At 44.7% G+C, this 20595-nt stretch carries 20 protein-coding genes; 11 read left to right on the top strand and 9 right to left on the bottom strand.

Annotated elements, in window-relative coordinates; all coding sequences use genetic code 11:
• The first annotated feature begins 174 nt into the window (after positions 1-174).
• Entirely contained in the window at positions 175-1212 is a 1038-nt protein-coding gene (gene hemF / locus AACT52_RS35445) for an oxygen-dependent coproporphyrinogen oxidase (RefSeq protein WP_073635104.1), read from the top strand.
• 70 nt (positions 1213-1282) lie between these two features.
• Positions 1283-2581 carry a glutamate-1-semialdehyde 2,1-aminomutase gene (hemL, locus tag AACT52_RS35440; protein ID WP_073635103.1) on the top strand — a complete coding sequence of 433 codons (1299 nt, stop codon included), beginning with the start codon at positions 1283-1285 and terminating at the stop codon, positions 2579-2581.
• Positions 2582-2614: 33 nt separating this feature from the next.
• On the opposite strand, the gene AACT52_RS35435 is transcribed toward hemL, so the two are convergent.
• On the bottom strand, positions 2615-2914 hold the full coding sequence (locus AACT52_RS35435; RefSeq protein ID WP_073635102.1) for a hypothetical protein: 300 nt from the start codon (positions 2912-2914) through the stop codon (positions 2615-2617).
• A gap of 236 nt (positions 2915-3150) precedes the next feature.
• On the bottom strand, positions 3151-5058 hold the full coding sequence (gene ftsH, locus AACT52_RS35430) for an ATP-dependent zinc metalloprotease FtsH (protein ID WP_198941054.1): 1908 nt from the start codon (positions 5056-5058) through the stop codon (positions 3151-3153).
• 540 nt (positions 5059-5598) lie between these two features.
• Here ftsH and AACT52_RS35425 point away from each other — a divergent pair.
• On the top strand, positions 5599-6144 hold the full coding sequence (locus tag AACT52_RS35425; RefSeq protein WP_073635100.1) for an NADPH-dependent FMN reductase: 546 nt from the start codon (positions 5599-5601) through the stop codon (positions 6142-6144).
• A 119-nt stretch (positions 6145-6263) separates the two neighbouring features.
• On the opposite strand, the gene AACT52_RS35420 is transcribed toward AACT52_RS35425, so the two are convergent.
• Positions 6264-7379, bottom strand: a complete 1116-nt coding sequence (locus tag AACT52_RS35420) for a ferrochelatase (RefSeq protein ID WP_073635099.1) — start codon at positions 7377-7379, stop codon at positions 6264-6266.
• A 593-nt stretch (positions 7380-7972) separates the two neighbouring features.
• On the opposite strand from AACT52_RS35420, the gene AACT52_RS35415 reads away from it, so the two are divergent.
• Positions 7973-8545, top strand: a complete 573-nt coding sequence (locus tag AACT52_RS35415) for a hypothetical protein (RefSeq protein WP_073635098.1) — start codon at positions 7973-7975, stop codon at positions 8543-8545.
• Between the two features lie 14 nt (positions 8546-8559).
• Here the strand turns inward: AACT52_RS35415 and AACT52_RS35410 are convergent, their stop codons facing one another.
• Positions 8560-8718, bottom strand: coding sequence for a hypothetical protein (locus AACT52_RS35410; protein ID WP_158054909.1), 159 nt, complete (start codon positions 8716-8718; stop codon positions 8560-8562).
• A 42-nt stretch (positions 8719-8760) separates the two neighbouring features.
• On the opposite strand from AACT52_RS35410, the gene AACT52_RS35405 reads away from it, so the two are divergent.
• Both AACT52_RS35405 and ilvB read left to right on the top strand, forming a co-directional pair.
• Positions 8761-10029 carry an MFS transporter gene (locus AACT52_RS35405; protein WP_073635097.1) on the top strand — a complete coding sequence of 423 codons (1269 nt, stop codon included), beginning with the start codon at positions 8761-8763 and terminating at the stop codon, positions 10027-10029.
• Between the two features lie 127 nt (positions 10030-10156).
• A complete protein-coding gene (gene ilvB, locus AACT52_RS35400) occupies positions 10157-12052 on the top strand; it encodes a biosynthetic-type acetolactate synthase large subunit (RefSeq protein ID WP_096549506.1) in 1896 nt (631 codons plus the stop codon).
• A gap of 90 nt (positions 12053-12142) precedes the next feature.
• On the opposite strand, the gene AACT52_RS35395 is transcribed toward ilvB, so the two are convergent.
• Entirely contained in the window at positions 12143-12694 is a 552-nt protein-coding gene (locus AACT52_RS35395; protein ID WP_198941053.1) for a GNAT family N-acetyltransferase, read from the bottom strand.
• Positions 12695-12807: 113 nt separating this feature from the next.
• Between AACT52_RS35395 and AACT52_RS35390 the strand changes: the two genes are divergently transcribed.
• Positions 12808-13734: a GNAT family N-acetyltransferase gene (locus AACT52_RS35390; protein WP_073635095.1), complete on the top strand. Its 927-nt coding sequence runs from the start codon at positions 12808-12810 to the stop codon at positions 13732-13734.
• Positions 13735-13918: 184 nt separating this feature from the next.
• On the opposite strand, the gene AACT52_RS35385 is transcribed toward AACT52_RS35390, so the two are convergent.
• Together AACT52_RS35385 and AACT52_RS35380 are read right to left on the bottom strand one after the other, a co-directional pair.
• Positions 13919-14605 (bottom strand): hypothetical protein, encoded by a 687-nt coding sequence (locus AACT52_RS35385; RefSeq protein WP_073635094.1) that lies wholly within the window; start codon positions 14603-14605, stop codon positions 13919-13921.
• Between the two features lie 253 nt (positions 14606-14858).
• A complete protein-coding gene (locus tag AACT52_RS35380) occupies positions 14859-15704 on the bottom strand; it encodes an MOSC domain-containing protein (RefSeq protein WP_073635093.1) in 846 nt (281 codons plus the stop codon).
• Positions 15705-16025: 321 nt separating this feature from the next.
• Between AACT52_RS35380 and AACT52_RS35375 the strand changes: the two genes are divergently transcribed.
• Positions 16026-17432, top strand: a complete 1407-nt coding sequence (locus tag AACT52_RS35375; protein ID WP_143172952.1) for a tetratricopeptide repeat protein — start codon at positions 16026-16028, stop codon at positions 17430-17432.
• 39 nt (positions 17433-17471) lie between these two features.
• Entirely contained in the window at positions 17472-18452 is a 981-nt protein-coding gene (locus tag AACT52_RS35370) for an aldo/keto reductase (protein ID WP_073635092.1), read from the top strand.
• Between the two features lie 206 nt (positions 18453-18658).
• On the opposite strand, the gene AACT52_RS35365 is transcribed toward AACT52_RS35370, so the two are convergent.
• Positions 18659-19120, bottom strand: coding sequence for a hypothetical protein (locus AACT52_RS35365; protein WP_073635091.1), 462 nt, complete (start codon positions 19118-19120; stop codon positions 18659-18661).
• Positions 19121-19199: 79 nt separating this feature from the next.
• Positions 19200-19538: a hypothetical protein gene (locus AACT52_RS35360; RefSeq protein WP_073635090.1), complete on the bottom strand. Its 339-nt coding sequence runs from the start codon at positions 19536-19538 to the stop codon at positions 19200-19202.
• Between AACT52_RS35360 and AACT52_RS41625 the strand changes: the two genes are divergently transcribed.
• Together AACT52_RS41625 and AACT52_RS41620 are read left to right on the top strand one after the other, a co-directional pair.
• On the top strand, positions 19506-19988 hold the full coding sequence (locus tag AACT52_RS41625; RefSeq protein ID WP_443216682.1) for an RNA-guided endonuclease InsQ/TnpB family protein: 483 nt from the start codon (positions 19506-19508) through the stop codon (positions 19986-19988). The genes AACT52_RS35360 and AACT52_RS41625 overlap by 33 nt on opposite strands.
• A gap of 4 nt (positions 19989-19992) precedes the next feature.
• Positions 19993-20412 carry a zinc ribbon domain-containing protein gene (locus AACT52_RS41620; RefSeq protein WP_443216681.1) on the top strand — a complete coding sequence of 140 codons (420 nt, stop codon included), beginning with the start codon at positions 19993-19995 and terminating at the stop codon, positions 20410-20412.
• Positions 20413-20595 lie beyond the last annotated feature (183 nt).

Raw genomic sequence — 20595 nt, 5'->3', positions numbered from 1 at the left:
CTCAGCATGACAAATTGTCTGTATGACTGCAACTTGGTATAAGCTTGGTTTTCGCTCAGATCGATTTTTAGGTGAATGCAATCAAGTAGGTGTCGCATTCACCTCTGCCACTGGAACCATCACGATGCTCCAGTTTCTTCAGATATTCACTTTTAGGAAAATTAAGTTGACATTATGACGGCTACTTCAACTCCTAAAACAACTCCATCCAAATCTCTACCTCCAGTTGATGCTAAGGCTAGAGTCAGCCAGTTGATGAAACAATTGCAAGACGAAATCTGCCAGGTTTTGGAACAGCTAGATGGCGTAGGTACATTTCAGGAAGATGAATGGGAACGTCCTGAAGGGGGTGGAGGGCGATCGCGCGTAATCCGAGATGGCGCTGTGTTTGAACAAGGTGGAGTCAACTTTTCTGAGGTTTGGGGTTCTCATCTGCCACCTTCTATTCTGGCTCAACGTCCAGAAGCAGCAGGTCATGGCTTTTATGCCACAGGTACTTCAATGGTATTGCACCCCCGCAATCCTTACATACCAACTGTACACCTCAATTATCGCTACTTTGAGGCAGGACCAGTTTGGTGGTTTGGCGGCGGTTCGGATTTGACACCCTACTATCCCAATGCTTCGGACGCCGCCCATTTCCACTGTGTACTCAAGCAAGCTTGTGATACCCATCACCCAGATTACTACCAAGTTTTTAAACATTGGTGTGATGAATATTTCTACTTAAAGCATCGTCAGGAAACTCGAGGTGTTGGGGGTCTGTTTTTTGACTATCAAGATGGTCAGGGTCAACTGTATCACGGACCGTACTCAGACACCCCAGCTGCCATTTATAGTAACCAGATTGGCACACCAGCACCGCGAACTTGGGAAGAAGTGTTTGCATTTGTGCACAGTTGTGGAAAGACGTTTGGACCTTCTTATGTGCCGATTGTGGAACGGCGACGGTCAATGGAATATGGCGATCGCGAGCGTAATTTTCAGATGTATCGCAGAGGTCGGTATGTAGAATTCAACTTGGTTTATGACCGTGGCACAATCTTCGGTCTTCAAACCAATGGACGCACTGAGTCAATTCTGATGTCACTACCACCTGTAGTACGCTGGGAATACGGCTATAAACCGGAACCCAACACGCCAGAAGCCGAGTTGTATGAAACTTTCTTAAAACCTCAAAATTGGGTGAACTGGAAATCTTCCGCCATTTAGGGGACAAATGTCTCAAAGCGGAGTTAGTTAAATAACCAATCTATAATACTGCCTTACTAAGGAGACAACCTTGGTTCATACTACAATCAGAACAACTCAATCAGAACAGATCTTCACCGCTGCTCAAAAGCTGATGCCGGGTGGGGTTAGTTCTCCAGTCAGGGCGTTCAAATCTGTAAAAGGACAGCCAATAGTTTTTGACCGAGTCGAAGGCGCATACATTTGGGATGTAGATGGGAACCGATATATTGACTACGTCGGCTCTTGGGGACCAGCCATCTGTGGTCATGCTCATCCAGAAGTCATCGGTGCGCTACACGAAGCTCTAGAAAAAGGCACCAGCTTCGGTGCACCTTCAGTGTTAGAAAACGTACTGGCGTCCATGGTTATCAATGCCGTTCCTAGCATTGAAATGGTTCGGTTTGTCAACTCTGGAACTGAAGCTTGCATGGCAGTTCTCCGCTTGATGCGAGCTTTCACTGGACGAGAAAAAATCGTTAAGTTTGAAGGCTGTTACCACGGTCATGCTGATGCGTTCTTAGTCAAAGCTGGCTCTGGTGTTGCCACCCTCAGTCTACCCGACTCACCCGGTGTTCCTAAATCTGTTACCAACAACATCTTGGTTGCGCCTTTTAATGACATAACAGCAGTCAAAGCTTTATTTGAGGAAAATCCAGAGGAAATTGCTGGTGTCATTGTCGAGCCAGTGGTAGGAAATGCTGGATTTATTACCCCCGATCCTATGTTCTTACAAGGTTTAAGAGCATTAACCCAAGAACACGGGGCGCTACTTGTGTTTGATGAAGTCATGACTGGGTTCCGAATTGCTTACGGTGGCGCTCAGGAAAAGTTTGGCGTTACTCCTGACTTGACAACGTTAGGTAAGATTATAGGTGGCGGTTTGCCAGTGGGAGCCTACGGCGGTCGCCTAGACATTATGTCAATGGTTGCTCCAGCAGGACCAGTGTATCAAGCAGGAACGCTTTCTGGTAATCCTTTGGCAATGACTGCCGGAATTAAAACGCTGGAATTACTACAGAAACCAGGTACTTACGAGTATCTGGATCACATTACTAAGAAGCTGGTCAATCGCTTGCTGCAAATTGCGGAAGAAACTGGTCATGCAGTTTGTGGCGGTAACATTAGCGGTATGTTTGGCTTGTTTTTCAATGAAGGACCGGTTCGTAACTACAAAGATGCTAAAAAATCAGATTTAGTTAAATTTAGCCACTTCCATCATGGCATGCTAGAACGTGGTGTTTACCTGCCACCTTCTCAGTTTGAAGCGTGGTTTAGTTGTTTAGCTCATACAGAAGAGGATATTGGTCAAACTTTAGCCGCTGCATGGGATGTGCTATCTAGCATTTAGAGTAGTGCTGAAGTACTTATAGCATCCAAGGCATCACCGCCAAATCCTCAGCACCAAGTCACCTTCAAAGTTCTTAATCCAAGTAATTCCTCGGTACCTTGTCGTCGTACTGGGGATTTTGTTGTAATTTGGCTTTGTGAGAGCCGTAGAGGGATGATAGGGTGTCTGGTGGATAAACGGGAGGATGGGGACATAAGCAAAATCCCTAGGAAGAAGATAGACACCTTGGTTGACGTGATTTTGCTCTGTCCCTACCTCATCACAGCGAATTGTCTCCCCCCCCCCGTTTTTGATATTTTGCAATTGTAGGTAATAAAGAGAGGGCTGTTTCATTCCCTCAAAGGCTCATAATGTCAAGGGTTACTTAAGCGCGATTGCCCAAAGAGCAGACGGCTGAAGGCGTATCGCTCCTTATTTCCTGGGAAAAATTTGAATTTTCTGGATCGAAATGTAGGTTTTCCATCACGGATGTCCCAAAAATTATCGCGCTTTGATATTGACAAATCCTCCCTCCTTATCGAATGAAACAGCCCTGCCCTTTCAAGGGGTGGGTGCGCCAATTATCGTTCCTAACCAGACACAACTAATTGTTGCTTCTCTGGCAGTTGGGTATATTCAGAGACAATTTTACGGAATTGCTCGCCTTCTATTGTCTCCTGTTCCACGAGCAAATCCACAAGCCGATCTACTAAAGCTCTGTTTTCACGTATAATGCGACGAGCTTCTTGGTAGCAGGTAGTTGCCATTGCTCGCACTTGTCGGTCAATCTTGATCGCCATTTCTTCTGAATATTCAGAGCGATTAACCCAATCTCGTCCCAGAAACACATCACTATTCTGAGTTTCCAGGGCCACTAACCCTAACTCAGACATACCATACATCGTTATCATCTTACGAGCAAGATTTGTCACAACTTTTAGGTCGTTGCTGGCTCCACCTGTTACTTCAGCTTCCCCAAAAACCTCTACTTCTGAAGCTTTTCCTCCTAAGGTCATGGTGATGTTGTCTTGCAGCCAAGCCTTAGTATAAAGCCCGCTGTCAATCATTTCTTCATTCAGAATCTGCTGAGAAAAACCACCAACTCCACCAGAACGGGGAATAATTGTCACCTTATTTAAGGGGTCAGAATATTTCAGGAGTGTAGACAACAGAGCGTGTCCAATCTCATGATAAGCAATCAACCGCTTTTTCTTGCTATCCAACAACGGGTTGAGGGTCAGTCCAATTGTCAATCTGTCAATAGCATCATCAATTTCTAGCTGCGTAATAGCCTCTTTACGTCTACGTGCTGTGAGAATTGCCGCTTCGTTGAGGAGGTTTGCTAAGTCCGCCCCTGTAAAACCTGGTGTACGACGAGCAACAACTTCCAAAGAAACAGATGGGTCAATTTTCTTGTTACGAGAGTGGACTTGCAAAATTTCCAGACGACCTTTGCGGTCTGGTGCATCCACAATCACTTGTCGGTCAAACCGTCCTGGTCTGAGCAACGCGGTATCTAGCACATCCGGGCGGTTTGTGGCAGCAATAATAATAATACCGGTGTTACCTTCAAAACCGTCCATTTCGGTAAGCAGTTGGTTGAGGGTTTGTTCCCGCTCATCGTTTCCGCCACCGATCCCTGCACCCCGCTGTCGTCCTACAGCATCGATTTCATCAATAAATATGAGACAGGGAGCATTTTCTTTGGCTTTCTTAAATAAGTCGCGCACGCGGGATGCACCCACACCCACGAACATTTCCACAAACTCAGAACCGGAAATGCTGAAGAACGGTACGGCTGCTTCGCCTGCGATCGCTTTTGCTAAGAGCGTTTTCCCTGTTCCTGGAGGTCCGACCAACAGCACTCCTTTGGGAATGCGTGCGCCGATTGCAGTGAATTTTTCTGGTTGTTTGAGGAAGGTAACGACTTCTTGTAGTTCTTCTTTGGCTTCTTCAATACCGGCGACATCCTCAAATTTCACTCCGGTTTTTGCCTCCATCTGGAAGCGAGCTCTGGTTTTACCGAAATTCATAGCTTGGCTAGAAGCATTCGTAGAGCGGCGGAGGAACAATAACATCAAAGCAACCAGTGGCAAAATCCACATCAGGTTGATCAAAAGCCCTACAGCCGCTCTACCATTAGCAGAGGAAACTTCCTCAAAATCAACGTTATTTTCTTTTAGCCTGCTAATTAACTCAGCGTTTTGTTCCAAAAGCCGCACTTGTATCGGTTGTGCATCTTGCTTTTGCCCTTTTAGATAAACCCTTGCTACCTGATCGGTTTCGTCAAGCTCTACTCTTTTGACTTCCTTATTCTCGGTTTTCCTGATTAATTCGCCATAGGATAGGGAATCGCCACGCTCTACTTTTTGCGCCAGCGCTGGAGTACTCCCTAACATTCCTGGCAACATGATTAAACCAGCTGCTAGCGCTCCAGTGAAAGCTGCACGCTTTGCCTTTTGCTGTTTCATCAATGTCTTTTTCTCAAAATTTTTCATAATAATTACCCTTTGTTTGCTGCTCAATAACCGAGCACTCGTTTCTATGCCTTTTCCTCTACCAAGAGTAGAAATCAGGGGTTTCTAATCTTCTAGTGTAACTTCCAAAAAAACCATTCCCAAGTTTTTCCTCGCTATACCCTTCAAACATAACTGGAACTTTAGGAATTCCTTGCTAGTCGCACTCTTTGCTAAAAAGCCTTTTAAAATACTACTTTTACATTTTATCTGTGTTGTGTCTTCACTCGCATAGCATAAAATTAGGAGCAAACTGCAATTTGACATATTATGTCACAAATCGCTAGATTATATACATAGTCGTAATGACTCCGGATTAGAAAAATTTAGCTTTGGCGTGTGAAACTTTTTATAGAAGCTTTTTACTGAACACGAATGAACTCAGAATCATCGATCCGAACGAGTGCATGAGTTCTGTACGACTGCGTGGTGAAGTATTGGGTTCAGTCCCCCCACTCATTGCATTCTGTGTTCTCTTGTTCTTCTTCAAGATAGTTATAGTTACGGGAATTTAATTGGACTATGGTGAAAATTGTTGGTATTGCTGGTAGCTTAAGACCTGAATCCTACACTCAAAAGGCTTTGCTTATAGCCGCGCAACGGGTGGAAGCTCTGGGTGCAGATGTTGAAATTCTGGATTTGCGGCAAATGCAGTTACCATTTTGCAATGGGGAAAATGAATATCCAGATTACCCAGATGTTCAGCGGTTACGCCATGTCGTTAGTAGCGCCGATGGGTTAATTTTGGCGACACCAGAGTATCATGGCGGCGTGAGCGGTGTCCTGAAAAATGCCCTTGATTTAATGAGTTTTGACCAGTTGTCTGATAAAGTGACAGGATTGATTAGCGTGTTAGGGGGACAGCCTAACAGCAACGCCTTAAATGATCTACGGGTAATTATGCGTTGGGTACACGCTTGGGTAATTCCAGAGCAAATTGGCATTGGACAAGTTTGGAAAGCCTTTAGTCCTGATGGTAAGTTGTTGGATGAAAAACTCTCTCAACGTTTCGACCAATTTGCTCAGAGTTTGATTGACAATACGCGCAAGTTGAGAGGCGTGTCTTAGTTGTTTCGCGCAAAGATGAGCCAGCGCCGTGCGGGGGTTCCCCCCGCCCGTGCGACTGGCGTGCCAAGACGCTAAGAATCTCTTTGCGCCTTTGCGTCTTGGCGCGAAATTAATTCACTTTAGTGATGGTGATGATGATGATGCGCTACAGCTAACTGGGGATTAACCGCCACAGTTTGTTCTGACACCAACTCGGTGATATGAGCATTTGCCCATTGAGCTGCCATTGTTAAGAATTCAGAATTGTCGTTAACACACGGCATCTGCACGTAGTTTAGATCAGGATGTTTTTTCTGTAGCGCATGAATGATGTGGTGCACATCCAATAAAGTTTCATGGTTTTCTGTAGCAAAGCCAATCGGCATAAAGACAACCGCTTTGGCACCCAATTGAATTAGGTTTTTCGCTGCTTGTTCGACATTTGGTAGTGTCCATTCAATGAGGGGTGTGTCGTGGTTTAGCCACCCAATGGAAATGAGAGGGTAGCGGTTGATTAACTGATCGCGTACTAAGTCGTAGAGTATTTGACTTTCGGTAATTCCAGAGGTGAATCCTTTGGCTTTGTGAGGACAACCGTGGTTCATCAGCACAATGCCAATCTGAGAAGGTAGGTAAGCACTGGCTAAGTCAGCGCTAATTTTCTCTTCCACAAGACGAGCTATCAAATTGATGTAAGCTGGTTCGTTGTAGAAGGATGGAATATAGCGCAGTCCTTTAACCCAGTGTTCATCACCATCTGTCAACTCAGCAAAAGCGTTGTTGACTTGCTCAATGGCAATACCACTCGTGAAGATGGAATCGACAACCAGCAGTGGATAGATGAGTATTTTGTCAAAGCCTTGGTTTTTGATTTCTGTCAAGACTTGGTTGGGAAGGAAAGGGGCGCAGAAGTTGAAGGCTTTAAAAACTTTAACGCCTTCACCCCACTGTGCCTGTAGGTTTTTTTCAATTCCAGCGCGTTGTTTTTCAAAAATGGCATTGTGTGGGGAAATAAAATCATGGTGTTGATGTCCCCACTCATGACGGTCAAATAATGCCAAAAGCCGTGCTAGGGGAGGATAAATCCAGGTTGGCACGGGTGCGAATTTTGCTGTCAGCAGATTTAAAGCTTGTTCATTATAGTTAGCGAAATCTTCGTAGCTTTCGACTTCGCCGTAACCCATAAGCAATACTGCTACTCGGTCTTGACTTGACAATTGCTCAGTGGGCTGTAGTTTTTCTGGTGTGGCTACCACAATACTTCCTCAATCCAACTTCAAAAGTTCTTAGTGTGTAGGGGCGCAATGCCTTGCATTGGTACTGAGTGCTGAGTGGAAATGACTCAGCACTCAGCACTCATGGCTCAGTGCTGTTCTTAATTTGTTGTTTTCCATACTCGTAAAATTCTATCCTATCCTGGGGGAGAGGATAAAAAAGCAATTAATAGCAATCTCTCTAATGAGATACTCTATTAATTACTAAAGGTATATACAAAAAAATTACTCTTAAGGCGTAACCGAATAAAATCTAAAGGATGAAAAATAAAATACTTCACACTATCATATCCTACGGAAAGCCCCCTACGGGATCTATGGGAAGGTGCGGGTTCCCACCAGTTGAGGAGCTATTTGGCAAATTGTGTCACGCTTGATAGACTGCAATTGCGATGTTGAGTTATTAATATGGGGACGAGTCATTGATCATCAGTGAGGAAAAATGACCAGTGACACAAAACCCTGTGACGGCTCAAACCAACGTCATACACCCTGAGAAGTGTTGTGCATAAATGTTAGATTTAAGACAGTAACACTGCAATATCCTTAAGGAAAAGCCGCTAACCCAAAGACAGATGAGTATAATTATTTGCCCTGGTATCCATGATTCAGCTTTAACTCAATGTTTTGTATCGGGATTACTAGAGCAAGTTGTAGATAAAGAAAAAAGTCAATTCTCAGCAAATATACTGATTGTACCAGTCGAGGGTGGTTTAGCTTTATCAGCGTTTCATATATTGCAGTTTTTACACAAACACTTGCAGAATAGGATACAATCGCCAATTGTATTCATTAGCTTTAGTGCTGGTGTCGTTGGGGCAATACTCGCGGCTCAGAAATGGCAACAATTTGGAGGTCATGTTAAAGCTTTTATTGCTATAGATGGATGGGGAGTGCCCCTTTGGGGGAATTTTTCTATCCACAGAATGAGTCATGATTATTTCACCCACTGGAGTTCTTCTCTGCTGGGAAGTGGGCAAAATAACTTTTATGCAGACCCACCTGTTGACCATCTAGAAATGTGGCGATCGCCCCAAACTGTACAGGGTTGCTATGCAGACTCTTTTTTTGGCGAATCACCGCCTCAAGAGCGCCTGACTGCTGCTGAGTTTTTGCACTTGCTTTTAAAGCATTATGAGGATAATTAGTCCGGAAAACAGATTTACCAATCAGGAGTGAGAAATGAGGAGTGAGTAGAGGAAGATGAGGAAGATGAGGAAGATGAGGAAGATGAGGGAGTCATCTGTTCCCCTGCTTTCCTTGCTCCCCGTAAGCGCAGCGTGTCGCAAAGCGGCTCAGCTTCCCCCACAACAGCCTCCACTCGCCCTAGTCCCCAGTCCCTAACCCTTAATCCCTAGTTCTGATGTTTCCAACAGAACCTCCAAATTCTAATAACGGGTTTCGTGCCCTGCTAAAAAACCGTAATTTTATGCTGCTATGGATTGGGCAGTTGTTGTCCCAGCTAGCAGATAAAGTCTTCTTCGTTTTGATGGTAGCCCTGCTGGAAAACTACCCACCCCTTCCAGGCTTAGCAGAGAACTCCATGTACTCGACTTTGATGGTGGCGTTTACAATACCAGCGATATTGTTTGGTTCTGCTGGTGGAGTCTTTGTTGATCGCTTCCCAAAAAAGCTAATTATGGTTGGCTCTGATGTGGTGCGGGGGCTATTGACTTTGTTTATTCCTTTTTTGCCACGAGAGTTTCTCATTCTGCTAGTACTTACTTTTGCCATTTCGACTGTGACGCAGTTTTTTGCACCCGCTGAGCAAGCTGCTATTCCGCTATTGGTGAGAAAAGAGAATTTGATGGCAGCCAATGCGCTCTTTAGCAGCACCATGATGGGAGCTTTAATTGTTGGTTTTGCTGTGGGGGAGCCGATATTGAGTTGGGCAAAAAACTCGGTAGGAGCAGAATATGGTCAAGAGCTTGTGGTAGCGGCATTGTACCTGGTGTCTGCCGGGATCATGCAACCGATTAACTTTAAAGACAATGTATCCCATGACAACAGTCAGCCAGTCATCAATCCTTGGACTGATTTTAAAGAGGGTTTGCGTTATCTCAGGAAAAACCGTCTGGTGTTGAATGCCATGCTGCAACTGACGACTTTGTACTGCGTGTTTGCAGCATTAACAGTACTGGCGATTAGATTAGCACACGAGTTTGGCTTAAAAGAGAAACAATTTGGCTTTTTCTTGGCAGCGGCTGGCGTAGGTATGGTATTAGGAGCAGGAATTTTAGGTCATTGGGGTGACAAACTCAACCAGAAACCCTTACCCCTGATTGGATTTTTGCTCATGGCGCTGGTTTTAGGAGTGTTCAGTTTTACCCACAACTTGTTATTAGCTTTTGCACTTTGTGCATTGTTGGGTATAGGCGCTGCTTTCATTGGCGTACCGATGCAAACTCTGATTCAACAGCAAACACCACCCACAATGCATGGTAAAGTGTTTGGGTTTCAAAATCATGCCGTTAACATAGCCCTGAGCGCACCACTGGCAATCACAGGTCCAGTCACTGATGCTTTAGGGTTGCGAATTGTGCTGGTGGGTATGAGTGTTGTAGTAGTCTTTGTGGGCGTTTGGGCTTGGCAAAATACTCGTCGAGTATTGCGAAATATTATTTTAAAATGAAGAAATCCTGACTATTCTCCCTTTTGATTCAGGAAATCCCGTCAGAATTTTATTTAGCTTTTAAATTAAAATGAATTTCTAACTACAAAATTTCTGCTTCAACTTAGCCCTTGCGTGAGGTTTGACTGTGCGCTCGCCTACCGAAATTAGTTTCCCACAAACCGAAAACCAAAGCATCTCCCAAGTTTCTATCTCGCCAGTCGTGACGCCCAGACGTGCATCTGGTGGTTTCGCTCTGCTTGATAGCCTCAAGCGCCACGGCGTTGAGTATATTTTTGGTTATCCTGGTGGTGCAATCCTGCCGATTTACGACGACTTATACAAAGTAGAAGCTACCGAGGGTGGCATTAAGCACATCTTGGTAAGACACGAACAAGGTGCAGCACACGCCGCTGATGGGTACGCCCGTGCAACGGGAAAGGTAGGTGTGTGCTTTGGGACTTCTGGTCCTGGGGCGACTAATTTGGTAACCGGCATTGCCACCGCTTATATGGATTCAATCCCGATGGTTATTGTCACGGGACAGGTGTCACGGGCGGTGATCGGTACGGATGCGTTTCAGGAAACCGATATTTACGGGATTACGCTACCAATTGTCAAGCACTCCTATGTCGTGCGCGATCCCAGAGATATGGCACGCATTGTTGCCGAAGCCTTCCACATAGCCAGCACCGGACGTCCAGGACCAGTTTTGATTGATGTTCCCAAAGATGTGGCGTTGGAGGAATTTGACTATGTGCCTGTGGAACCGGGAAGAGTGAAGTTACCGGGGTATCGTCCCACAGTCAAGGGAAATCCACGGCAGATTAACGCAGCAATACAGTTGATTCGACAAAGTCGCCGTCCACTGCTGTATGTTGGTGGTGGTGCGATCGCCTCAGGAGCACACGAAGAAATTAAACAACTGGCGGAATTATTCAATATCCCCGTCAGCACAACATTCATGGGTATCGGTGCCTTTGACGAACATCATCCCCTGTCTTTGGGAATGTTGGGAATGCACGGCACCGCCTACGCTAACTTTGCTGTTACAGATTGTGACTTGCTCATTTGTGTTGGTGCAAGATTTGATGACCGCGTGACAGGCAAGTTGGATGAATTCGCCACCCGCGCTAAAGTCATTCACATCGACATCGACCCGGCGGAAGTTGGCAAAAACCGCGTTCCTGATGTACCCATCGTCGGCGATGTGCGGAAAGTGTTGCTTGATTTGTTGCGTCGCGTTCAGCAAGCAGGTACAAAAGATACACCCAACCAAACGCAAGAGTGGCTGAATCTGATCAACCGCTGGAAGGAAGAGTATCCTCTGGAGGTGCCGCACCATGCTGATAGTATGTCGCCGCAAGAGGTGATTGTAGAAATCGCACGCCAAGCGCCCCACGCCTACTACACCACAGATGTAGGTCAACATCAAATGTGGTCGGCACAATTCCTCAAAAATGGTCCCCGGCGCTGGATTTCCAGTGGTGGTTTGGGAACGATGGGTTTTGGCTTACCAGCAGCAATCGGCGCTAAGGTGGCGTTCCCCGATGAACAAGTCATCTGTATTAGCGGTGATGCTAGTTTCCAGATGAACTTACAAGAACTGGGAACAGCAGCACAGTATGGCATAAATGTCAAGACTGTGATTATCAATAACGGCTGGCAGGGAATGGTGCGCCAGTGGCAGGAAGCCTTCTACGGCGAGCGTTACTCCTGCTCGAATATGGAAGTAGGAATGCCAGACATTGAGTTTTTGGCAAAGGCGTATGGCATCAAAGGCATGGTGATCAAAAGCCGGGAGGAGTTGAAAGATGCGATCGCCGAAATGCTAGCACATGATGGTCCAGTTATCGTCAATGCCTACGTGACCAAAGACGAAAACTGTTACCCAATGGTTGCTCCTGGAAAGAGTAATGCCCAGATGATTGGCTTACCACGAGCGCCACAGAAAGCCTCAGCGGAGCCAGTTTTTTGCAGCAACTGCGGTGCGAAAAACTCACATAATAACAACTTCTGCCCTGAGTGCGGGACTAAGTTGTAGAGCGATATCGCAGTTAAGGAATAATAACGCAGGGTGGGCATTGCCCACCCTCATTTTTTTTGACTCCGCAGCGTCTTGTTGACTCGCTGTTTAAGTAGTTGCGTCTAAAGTCCGCTTCATAACGTAGAGCGTGTGCGTTTTGTTGCCGAATTCCCTAGGTGGCGTTTTACGTGTCACCTCGAAACCTATTTTCTTCCAAAAAAGGAACCCTTGCTCATTCTCTTCAATAACCGCTAGCATCACCTGCTGCACTTTATGCGTTGATACCCAACGCTCAAAAGCCCTATAAAACTGAGAGCCTAAACCTTTGCCTCGCTGTTGGGGAGCAAGCATCATCAAGCCCACCCACCAACTGCTGTCATCAGGGTAATGGCGAATTGCTTCAATTAATCCCACCAAGACGTTGTGCGCGTCGAAAAGACCAAACATAAATTTGTCTTGCAGAGTTTTCCCTTCAGGAAGAGCGAGAAATTCCTCACGAGCGGCAGAGGGTGAGGGCGGATGCCCGTCTGTAAGATAAGCAAAGTCCGCGCACTCCTCGTAGAGCCGCTGAAGAACTTCTTCATCATTTGGCTCTAGTCGCTTTACTGTGTAGCCAGAAAGTTCCAGCGCAAAACCTGTTGAACTGTCTATACTCATCATTCAAGATGATATAATCTAATGTTGGTAATTATAATTATTCTTGCCTAGGGGGTGATACCTATGATGACATTTAGCAAGCAAGTAACTATCGCTACATCATTAGGAGATTCATCATGGATATTCGCCCCATTAGCCGCGAGGAACTGGAAGTCTTCGCTAATTTCAGTGAGCAAGCTGAGCTAAATGAGCATTTTCTCAATTATTTGAGAGATATGTGGGATGAAAGCTACGTTCGCCCGGAGTGGTGCTTTGTCGCTGAAGAAGCAGGAGAGTTTTTTGGGCGTATTGTTTACTGGAGTTTACCATCACTCGGCAAGCCTTTCATCTGTGATTTTTTGGAACTCCCTTGGAACGCCAACTATCTTGAAGTCGGCACACAGCTTTTACAACAAACCTTGACACAGTTGCACCTTCATGATAATGACAGTATGGAGTATCAACTCGATATTCCATCACCGTCTTCCAGATTTCTGGAGGAACGAATTGATCTGCTGGAAAACTTTGGATTTTCTCTAAAAAGGGAAACGATCCGCTTTGAGTGGAAAGATACTCAGACTCAGATCACGCCATCAAATCGGCTGACTTTCCGTTCGCTTAATGAGGTTGGTGAAGATGCTTTCATTCATGCCATGATGCAAGTATCGTCACAAACTCGCGATCGCTCCATTTTGCATGAACAGGCTACACTGGGTTTAGAGCAAGAAGCACTCGAACGCTTTCATAAGTCGAAAGCTTTCAAGTACAAACCGACGTGGTGGCAACTAGCTTACACCCAGGACGGTACTCTTGTTGGTTTGATTATGCCAGCGGAGAATGATGGTGGACCTATCATTGCGTGTATTGGTGTAGTCCCAGAACACCGAGGACAAGGCTACGTTAACGATTTGCTACAGCAGGGAACCCTCACTCTGAAGTCCAACGGTGCTGTACGCATCCGCAGTGATGCTGATGTTAATAATGCAGCGATGGTTCGCGCCTTTCAACGCGCTGGGTACAGACAGTTTGTCTCTAGAAGAGAATACTGCTATTCGATGAGCTAACAACTTCTGCCTTATAGGGCTTCTGGCGTTGCATACACCACACGTAGGGGCACAGCATTGCTGTGCCCCTACAAACGCGTGTATTGCACTCAATTGAAAACGGCTATAAGTGTGGTAAGCAGGATGAAGACTGAAGGTAAAAATTACACTTCGTACTTCATCCTTCATACTTCATTGTTTTGCTTTACTTAGAAATTGGCACATTATTAAATGCCGCTGTATCTGGCACAAACACGTCTAAACTGTTAACACCCTCGGGAATCCTTAACCAAACATAGGCATCAGCTGAGGCGTTGGGACGCAAAGAAGATAGACCAACACTACCCGTTGAGCGCTGCAAGTTAACTGCTTTATAGGTTTCGCTCGTATCAGGATTACGGGCTGTTGTACTACCAACCGATATAATATCACCGCCAACAACTCCATCCGAAGCAAGACGACGGATACGCATCTGCACATTCACCACATCACGATTGGCAGTTTCTGGATCTTTAATCCGCTTTACCGAAAGTAACTCCACTTCTGCCTTTTTACCAAAAGCAGGCTGTACAAATTCACCAGGTTTAATAGCAGCACCACTGCCAGGTTTTGATTGTGGCGTTGAAGATGATACGGTTTCAATGTCAGTTGTGGGTTGTGCCGTTTTATCTCCAGATGAAGACGTTTCCAGTGGACTAGGCGTGATTTTAGAAGGAGCATTACTGGTTTCTACACTGGAAGTCTTTTGGGTAGAAGTGGTGGCGCTACTGTTACCAGCATTAGCAACATTCAGCGTCTGTTGCAGGGTAAAAACTTGGTAAGCGGTATAGCCACTGCATAATAAAGCCAAAGTCGAGAGTAAGACAGCTACACTAGATAGGAATGTACTCACACCATAACCTCTACATCGTGTTTCTGCATATACAAGTTTGTCAATCTTTCGATTTTGTCATGCCATGAGTACATTTGGTGAATGACTTGCATACTAGTTGTCTAAGTTACGAGTGTACTGCGTCAGTCATCATACCGACATACTTTTATCTTCGGAAAGAGGTTTATGTTTCTTTAACCAAACTTATTATTAACTTCAGGAATATCTGTGATAAATGAAGTTTTTAAATATACTTTGGTTCAAAAACCTAGATCTAGTCGTTTTCGCTGATACCTAGAATTCTCACCTCATCACCTTGATTTAAAATTTTTCCTGCTTGTGATACGGGTATATTTGTATTCACGCTTAACCTGAAGAAATGATTAAAACGGGTTGACGTTGTCCAAGGTGGTAGAGACTCCTTGCGCTTAGCCACAAATATCTTCTGAAAATTGGTTGTTAGTTTCCCTGTCTGAGAATCTCTTGCGGGAACAATGCAACGCTGACAAGGATTTATGCCTTCAAACAAGACTTCTCCGACTTGAAACTGCACAAAACGCCCAGTCTCTGTAAATAATTGGTCTTCCCAAAACGGTGGAACTCCACCAATCTCTATATTCGCTCGCATACGGAGTCGCATTTCATCAACACTGACTTCAGGAAACCAGGAAGCGACTTCTTCAAGTGTGCCTGTGCTAATCACAGTGGGTCCTTTGGCATTAGTGTCGTCTGGAAAGCCAGTTATCGTGTTTTGCACAAATTTAACTGCAAAGCCAAAGTAATCACTTAACCAGGTTTCCAGCAGGGATCGCTCATTATCAACGTGAAAAATAGCTTTTTGGTCAGTCCCTTGAATGTGTAACGAGAGTGTTTTGAAATTAGCATCAAACGCTGATCGCAGTAAGTGAACCTTAGCATTGCGCTTTCCATTCACAAAATGACTTTTGACTTTTGACTTTTGACTTTTGACTTCCCCGAAGGGGTGACCTTGCTCATCAAATAGGGCAAACTCTCGGTCATGCTGAAGTGCGCCGCTTTCAAGAATTGTAGCTTGATTGACATCAATTCCGTCGAGAGATTTTATCGGGTAAATAGAAATCGCTGCAAGGTAGGGTGACATAAGCAATTCAAAATTCACGCATTCAAAATTCAAAATGAAGAAAACCAGTGCTAGCAGCTATATGCATTCTTATATGCCTGACAGCTTAGTCAAATGGCTTTCACGAAACTTGCACAACTGCCAACTCGGATTTTAAAGGTTACTTAATAAGATTGCTCAAGCGAAGTGTCTTCTTTTTGTAAAAATCTCTTGCTTTTGATGCCTATGTGTGTAACATTCTAATTTGGCTATAAAATACGGTAAATCGGTAAAAAATAAGGAAATTAAAATTTGATTTGAGGCAAAAAGTGCTTATAGCCATACTATCGTTTGGAAACAGCGATGTTGAAAGATTGTCAAGAACTCGAAGTCAGCACCAGTTCTCATGAGGCGGTAGGTGCAATAGATAGCTTTTTCGAGCAGTTACTCAGTGTTGGGAATGACACACAAGTCATTCTCAAAGCTGTTGACGCTGATGCCACCTGTGTCCTTGCCAATGCTTATGCAGCAGCTTTTCACCTATTTTCTGGCACAAGCGATGCTGTGACTCAAGCAACAGGCTATCTCAATGCTGCCAAAGCAAACTTTAACCGCGCTAACGATCGCGAAAAACTTTACGTTGCTGCTATTGATGCTTGGATAAGGCGTGATATTCAAGAGGCGATCGCCCATCACGAAGCCATTGCTGAAAAGTTTAAGCGTGATTTAATCTCGCTGCACATCTGCCAGTACCACTACAGAAATTCCGGCAACAGCGAGGGGATGCTGCGGATTGCTCAAAAAGTTCTGCCTGCCAATCGCGAAAGTCCGTATATGTACGGAATGCTTGCCTTTGGGTTAGAAGAATGTCACCGCTTAACAGAAGCTCTTGAAGCAGGGCGACGGGCAACGCAGATGAAACACAATAACCGTTGGGCGCATCATGCCGTTGCTCATGTGTTGGAAACACAAGGGCGACTTGAAGAGGGAATTGCCTGGATGGAGAGTGTGTGTGAGACTTGGGAGGGTAGCAACCCAGCATTTTACAGCCATCTTTGGTGGCACACAGCACTGTACCATCTTGATACCGAGGATATTGGCAAGGTGCTGGACATTTACGACACTCGCATTTGGGGACGCGCCAGAAAAGAAAATGGACGCGAGCAAATTAACGCCATCTCGATGCTGCTGCGGTTGGATTTAAGAGGCGTAGATGTGGGTTCACGCTGGCAAGAAATTGCTTCTTACCTCCAGCCACGACTGCACGAACACATCATAGGTTTTCTGGATCTGCACTATATCTATGCGTTAGTACGTGGCGGCAAAGATGACTGGGCAAAAGAGATGTTAGAGAGTATGCAAGCTTACGCCAAGAATGCGCTGCCTTCTATCCAACGAACTTGGACAGAAGTCGCATTACCTGCTGCCCGTGGTATGATTGCTCATGCTCAAGGCAACTGGCAAAGAGCGATGGCAGAACTAGAACCAGTGCTACCGAGGTTGCAAGAAACAGGCGGGAGCCATGCCCAGAGGGATTTATTCGCTCAAGTCTATCTTGATGCCTTGCTTCATGCTGAACAAAATCATTTAGCGCTTGATTTGCTTTCTAAGCGTGCAACGGCTCGTAACAATATTCCAGCAATTCAGCGCTCCTTGGGATTAACATATAGCAAGCTGGGGCGAATTGATGAAGCCAATCAAGCATCCCGTCGTGCGTTAGAGTTATCACAGCATTATCAAGCTTCACGACAGGTATTAGCACGAAATTAACACTCACAATTCATCCATTTAACAATTAGTAACTCATTTATGCAGTACGTCAATCTTGGCAAAACCGGATTAAAAGTGTCGCGTTTGTGTCTTGGCACTATGACTTATGGCTCGCGTGAATGGCGAGAATGGGTGCTGACGGAGGAAGAAAGCCGTCCATTTATCAAACGCGCCTTAGAATCGGGAATTAATTTCTTTGACACTGCCGATATGTACTCACTAGGCGTCAGTGAGAAGATTCTTGGGCAAGCCCTGAAGGACTTTGCTAAAAGAGACCAAGTCATCATTGCGACTAAAGTTTACAATGCGATGGGTGATGGTCCTAATGATCGGGGACTGTCTCGCAAGCACATCTTTGATAGTATTGATGCCTCACTACAAAGACTGCAAACAGATTATGTAGATTTGTACCAGATTCATCGCTGGGACAATGAGACACCGATTGAGGAAACTCTTGAGGCACTGCATGATGTCGTCAAGTCTGGAAAAGTCCGTTATATCGGTGCTTCTAGTATGTACGCTTGGCAGTTTGCCAAAGCCCTTTACACAGCTGATCTACATGGCTGGACTCGCTTCGTCTCGATGCAGAACCATTACAACTTGGTTTATAGAGAAGAAGAGCGAGAGGTGCTTCCCCTAAGTCGGGCTGAGGGAATCGGGATCATTCCTTGGAGTCCTTTAGCGCGGGGTTTTTTGGCTGGTAATAGGCAAAAGGAAGGCTATGGCGAAACTGTGCGTGCCAAAACTGATGACTTTGCCCATAACCTTTACTACGATGAAGGGGATTTTGAAATTGTTGACCGAGTTGTAGACTTAGCAAAAGGACGCGGTGTCTCTCCAGCACAGATTGCCCTAGCTTGGTTGTTGCATCAACCTGGCGTCACTGCTCCGATCATTGGTGCTAGCAAGTTGCAACATTTGGAAGATGCGATCGCCGCTTTGGATATCAAACTCGACGACAAGGAACGCGCTCATCTGGAAGAGCCTTACAAACCACATCCCGTTTTAGGACATCGTTGAATACATCAGTTTTTAGTACTGATGAATCAAATTGCAGGCTGTTTCCACAGAGCCTCACGAGAGTTTGATTTTTATTTTTCCTCCGCTTAGAGTGACAAAAGAGCGATATGTTTTGACAAATGAAAAGCGAGTAACCCTTATTAGGAACACAATGTAGAGACGCGCCATGGCGCGTCTCTACACACGTGATTTTTTACACATCAACCTTAGTTCCAAATGAAATTTGCAAGATTTACTGCCAGTTGCTGTTGACCTGCATCCCACTTTGTTGAAATCTGATTTATAAAATTTGATAGAAACCTTTTTATAAACAGCAACAATATTAAAATTACCGTCACAAACAAGGATATCACTCCTAGTTTTGGTTTCAGTGAAAGAATAAAATGAACCGTAATTGCTAGCCCAAAACCAATGAGAATCAATAATAACAGATTCTGCAACATTGAAGGTAACTTTAGCATAGGTAGCAATTTCGCCCAAATTCCCTTGTTTTTTGAACGAGCAGGGTTGCCTACAGGTGCTAATGTCTGCCCGCTAAGAATAATCTTTGAGTTTTTGATATTTAATTTGTAGGCGTAACCTTGGACATAATCTCCCTCGATTGACTCATTATAATTGCCATCGCCCATTGGTATATTACGATTTTCAGGGTCTTTATTTTCTGTCATGGTCTAATCTCGGTGGTTCTCTTTGATGTCAAGGAAATTAAACGCCTACAATTCACAGAAAAACAAAGTGAGTTAATACTTAACTGTCCTTAGTTTTTTGCCAATCTTCCAAAGCACCAATTACAAAACTAGCTGCAGGATGGTTAAGAAATTGCTCAAATGCTTGAACACCACCTGCCTTTAGCGCACTAATTATTCGTTCTGCCAAAGTGGGGTTATTCTCAATGTGCTTAATAGTTTCGGCTGCTACTTGCATCTTTCCCATAGTTGTATCAGTAGAATAGGACTTATCCAATTGTTCAAGCAGTTTTTGAATTTCTGCTGCTGCTTCAACAAGGTTTTGTTTCTCCCCAGCAGTGTAGTAATTTCCTTGGATATAGTTGCCTTGAATGCGCTCGTTATAATTGCCGCTACCCATATTAAGTTTCCTGGTAACTTAGGGATAGTAAAAACCGTATTTCACAAAGAATACAGCAATGCAAAATTCACGAGTGTAACGATATCGAAAAATACAGACGGTAGATACTATGCCTCTATTCTTTTTAATCAAGAAGATGAACCAGTAGTTGCAGTTAGAGAAGCTATTGGTGTTGACCTTGGGTTAAAAAACTTTGCTATAACTTCTGATGGCTCTAAGTATGACCTACCCAAAAAACAACTAGCTTCTTTAGAAAAGAATAGAAAGCGTAAGCAAAAGAAGTTGTCCAGAAAAACAGACAAAACTTCCAATAAACGATTTAAAGCTAAACAACTAGTTGCAAAAGTCTCTAGCAAGATTGCTAGGGTGAGAGAGGACTTTCTACACAAGCTATCTCGCAGTCCGGGCATACGAAAATCAAGTAATTTGTGTAGAAGACTTGGCGGTTAAGAATATGGTTAAAAATCCTAACTTGGCAAAATCAATAAGTGACCAAGGATGGGGGATGTTTTTAACCATGCTTAAATACAAAGCTGAGAGATTTGGTCATACCTACCAAGAGATAGGGCGTTTCTTCCCTTCATCTCAACTTTGTAGTGAGACTCTACTACCAATCCCAATGCTACAGAATGGATATGATTCGCTGGGTGTAAGGTTTGTAGACTGTCCACACTGCCAGAGTCAGCATGATAGAGACATCAATGCTGCAATGAATATTAGAAATGAAGGATTGCGATTATGGGCGTTAGGAACTAGCGCTTCTGCCCACCGAGGGGATGTAAGACCAAAGCTGCCGGGACGTAAAAAATCCATGACAGCTGAGGCAATCCCCAATGAATTGGGAAGCCTACACCGACCTGACGGTACGGTGTAGGTAGTTCACGTCAATATTGTTCGTATTTTTGATTTTTGTCCAGCAAAATCTATCAGTTGAGTGAAGTTTTGCAATACCACCTCTCTACTACTCTTTAGACAGGGGAAAACACCAGCCTTGAAATAAAGCCCACATTCCGCACCCCTAACTGTCACAGAGGGAAATTACGGAGAGAAAAAATCT

This window comes from Scytonema sp. HK-05, assembly GCF_963872035.1.
Classification (GTDB): Bacteria; Cyanobacteriota; Cyanobacteriia; order Cyanobacteriales; family Nostocaceae; genus Kalymmatonema.
The sequence above is the reverse complement of the archived record's forward strand: the minus strand, read 5'-3'. Positions and strand labels throughout refer to the sequence as shown.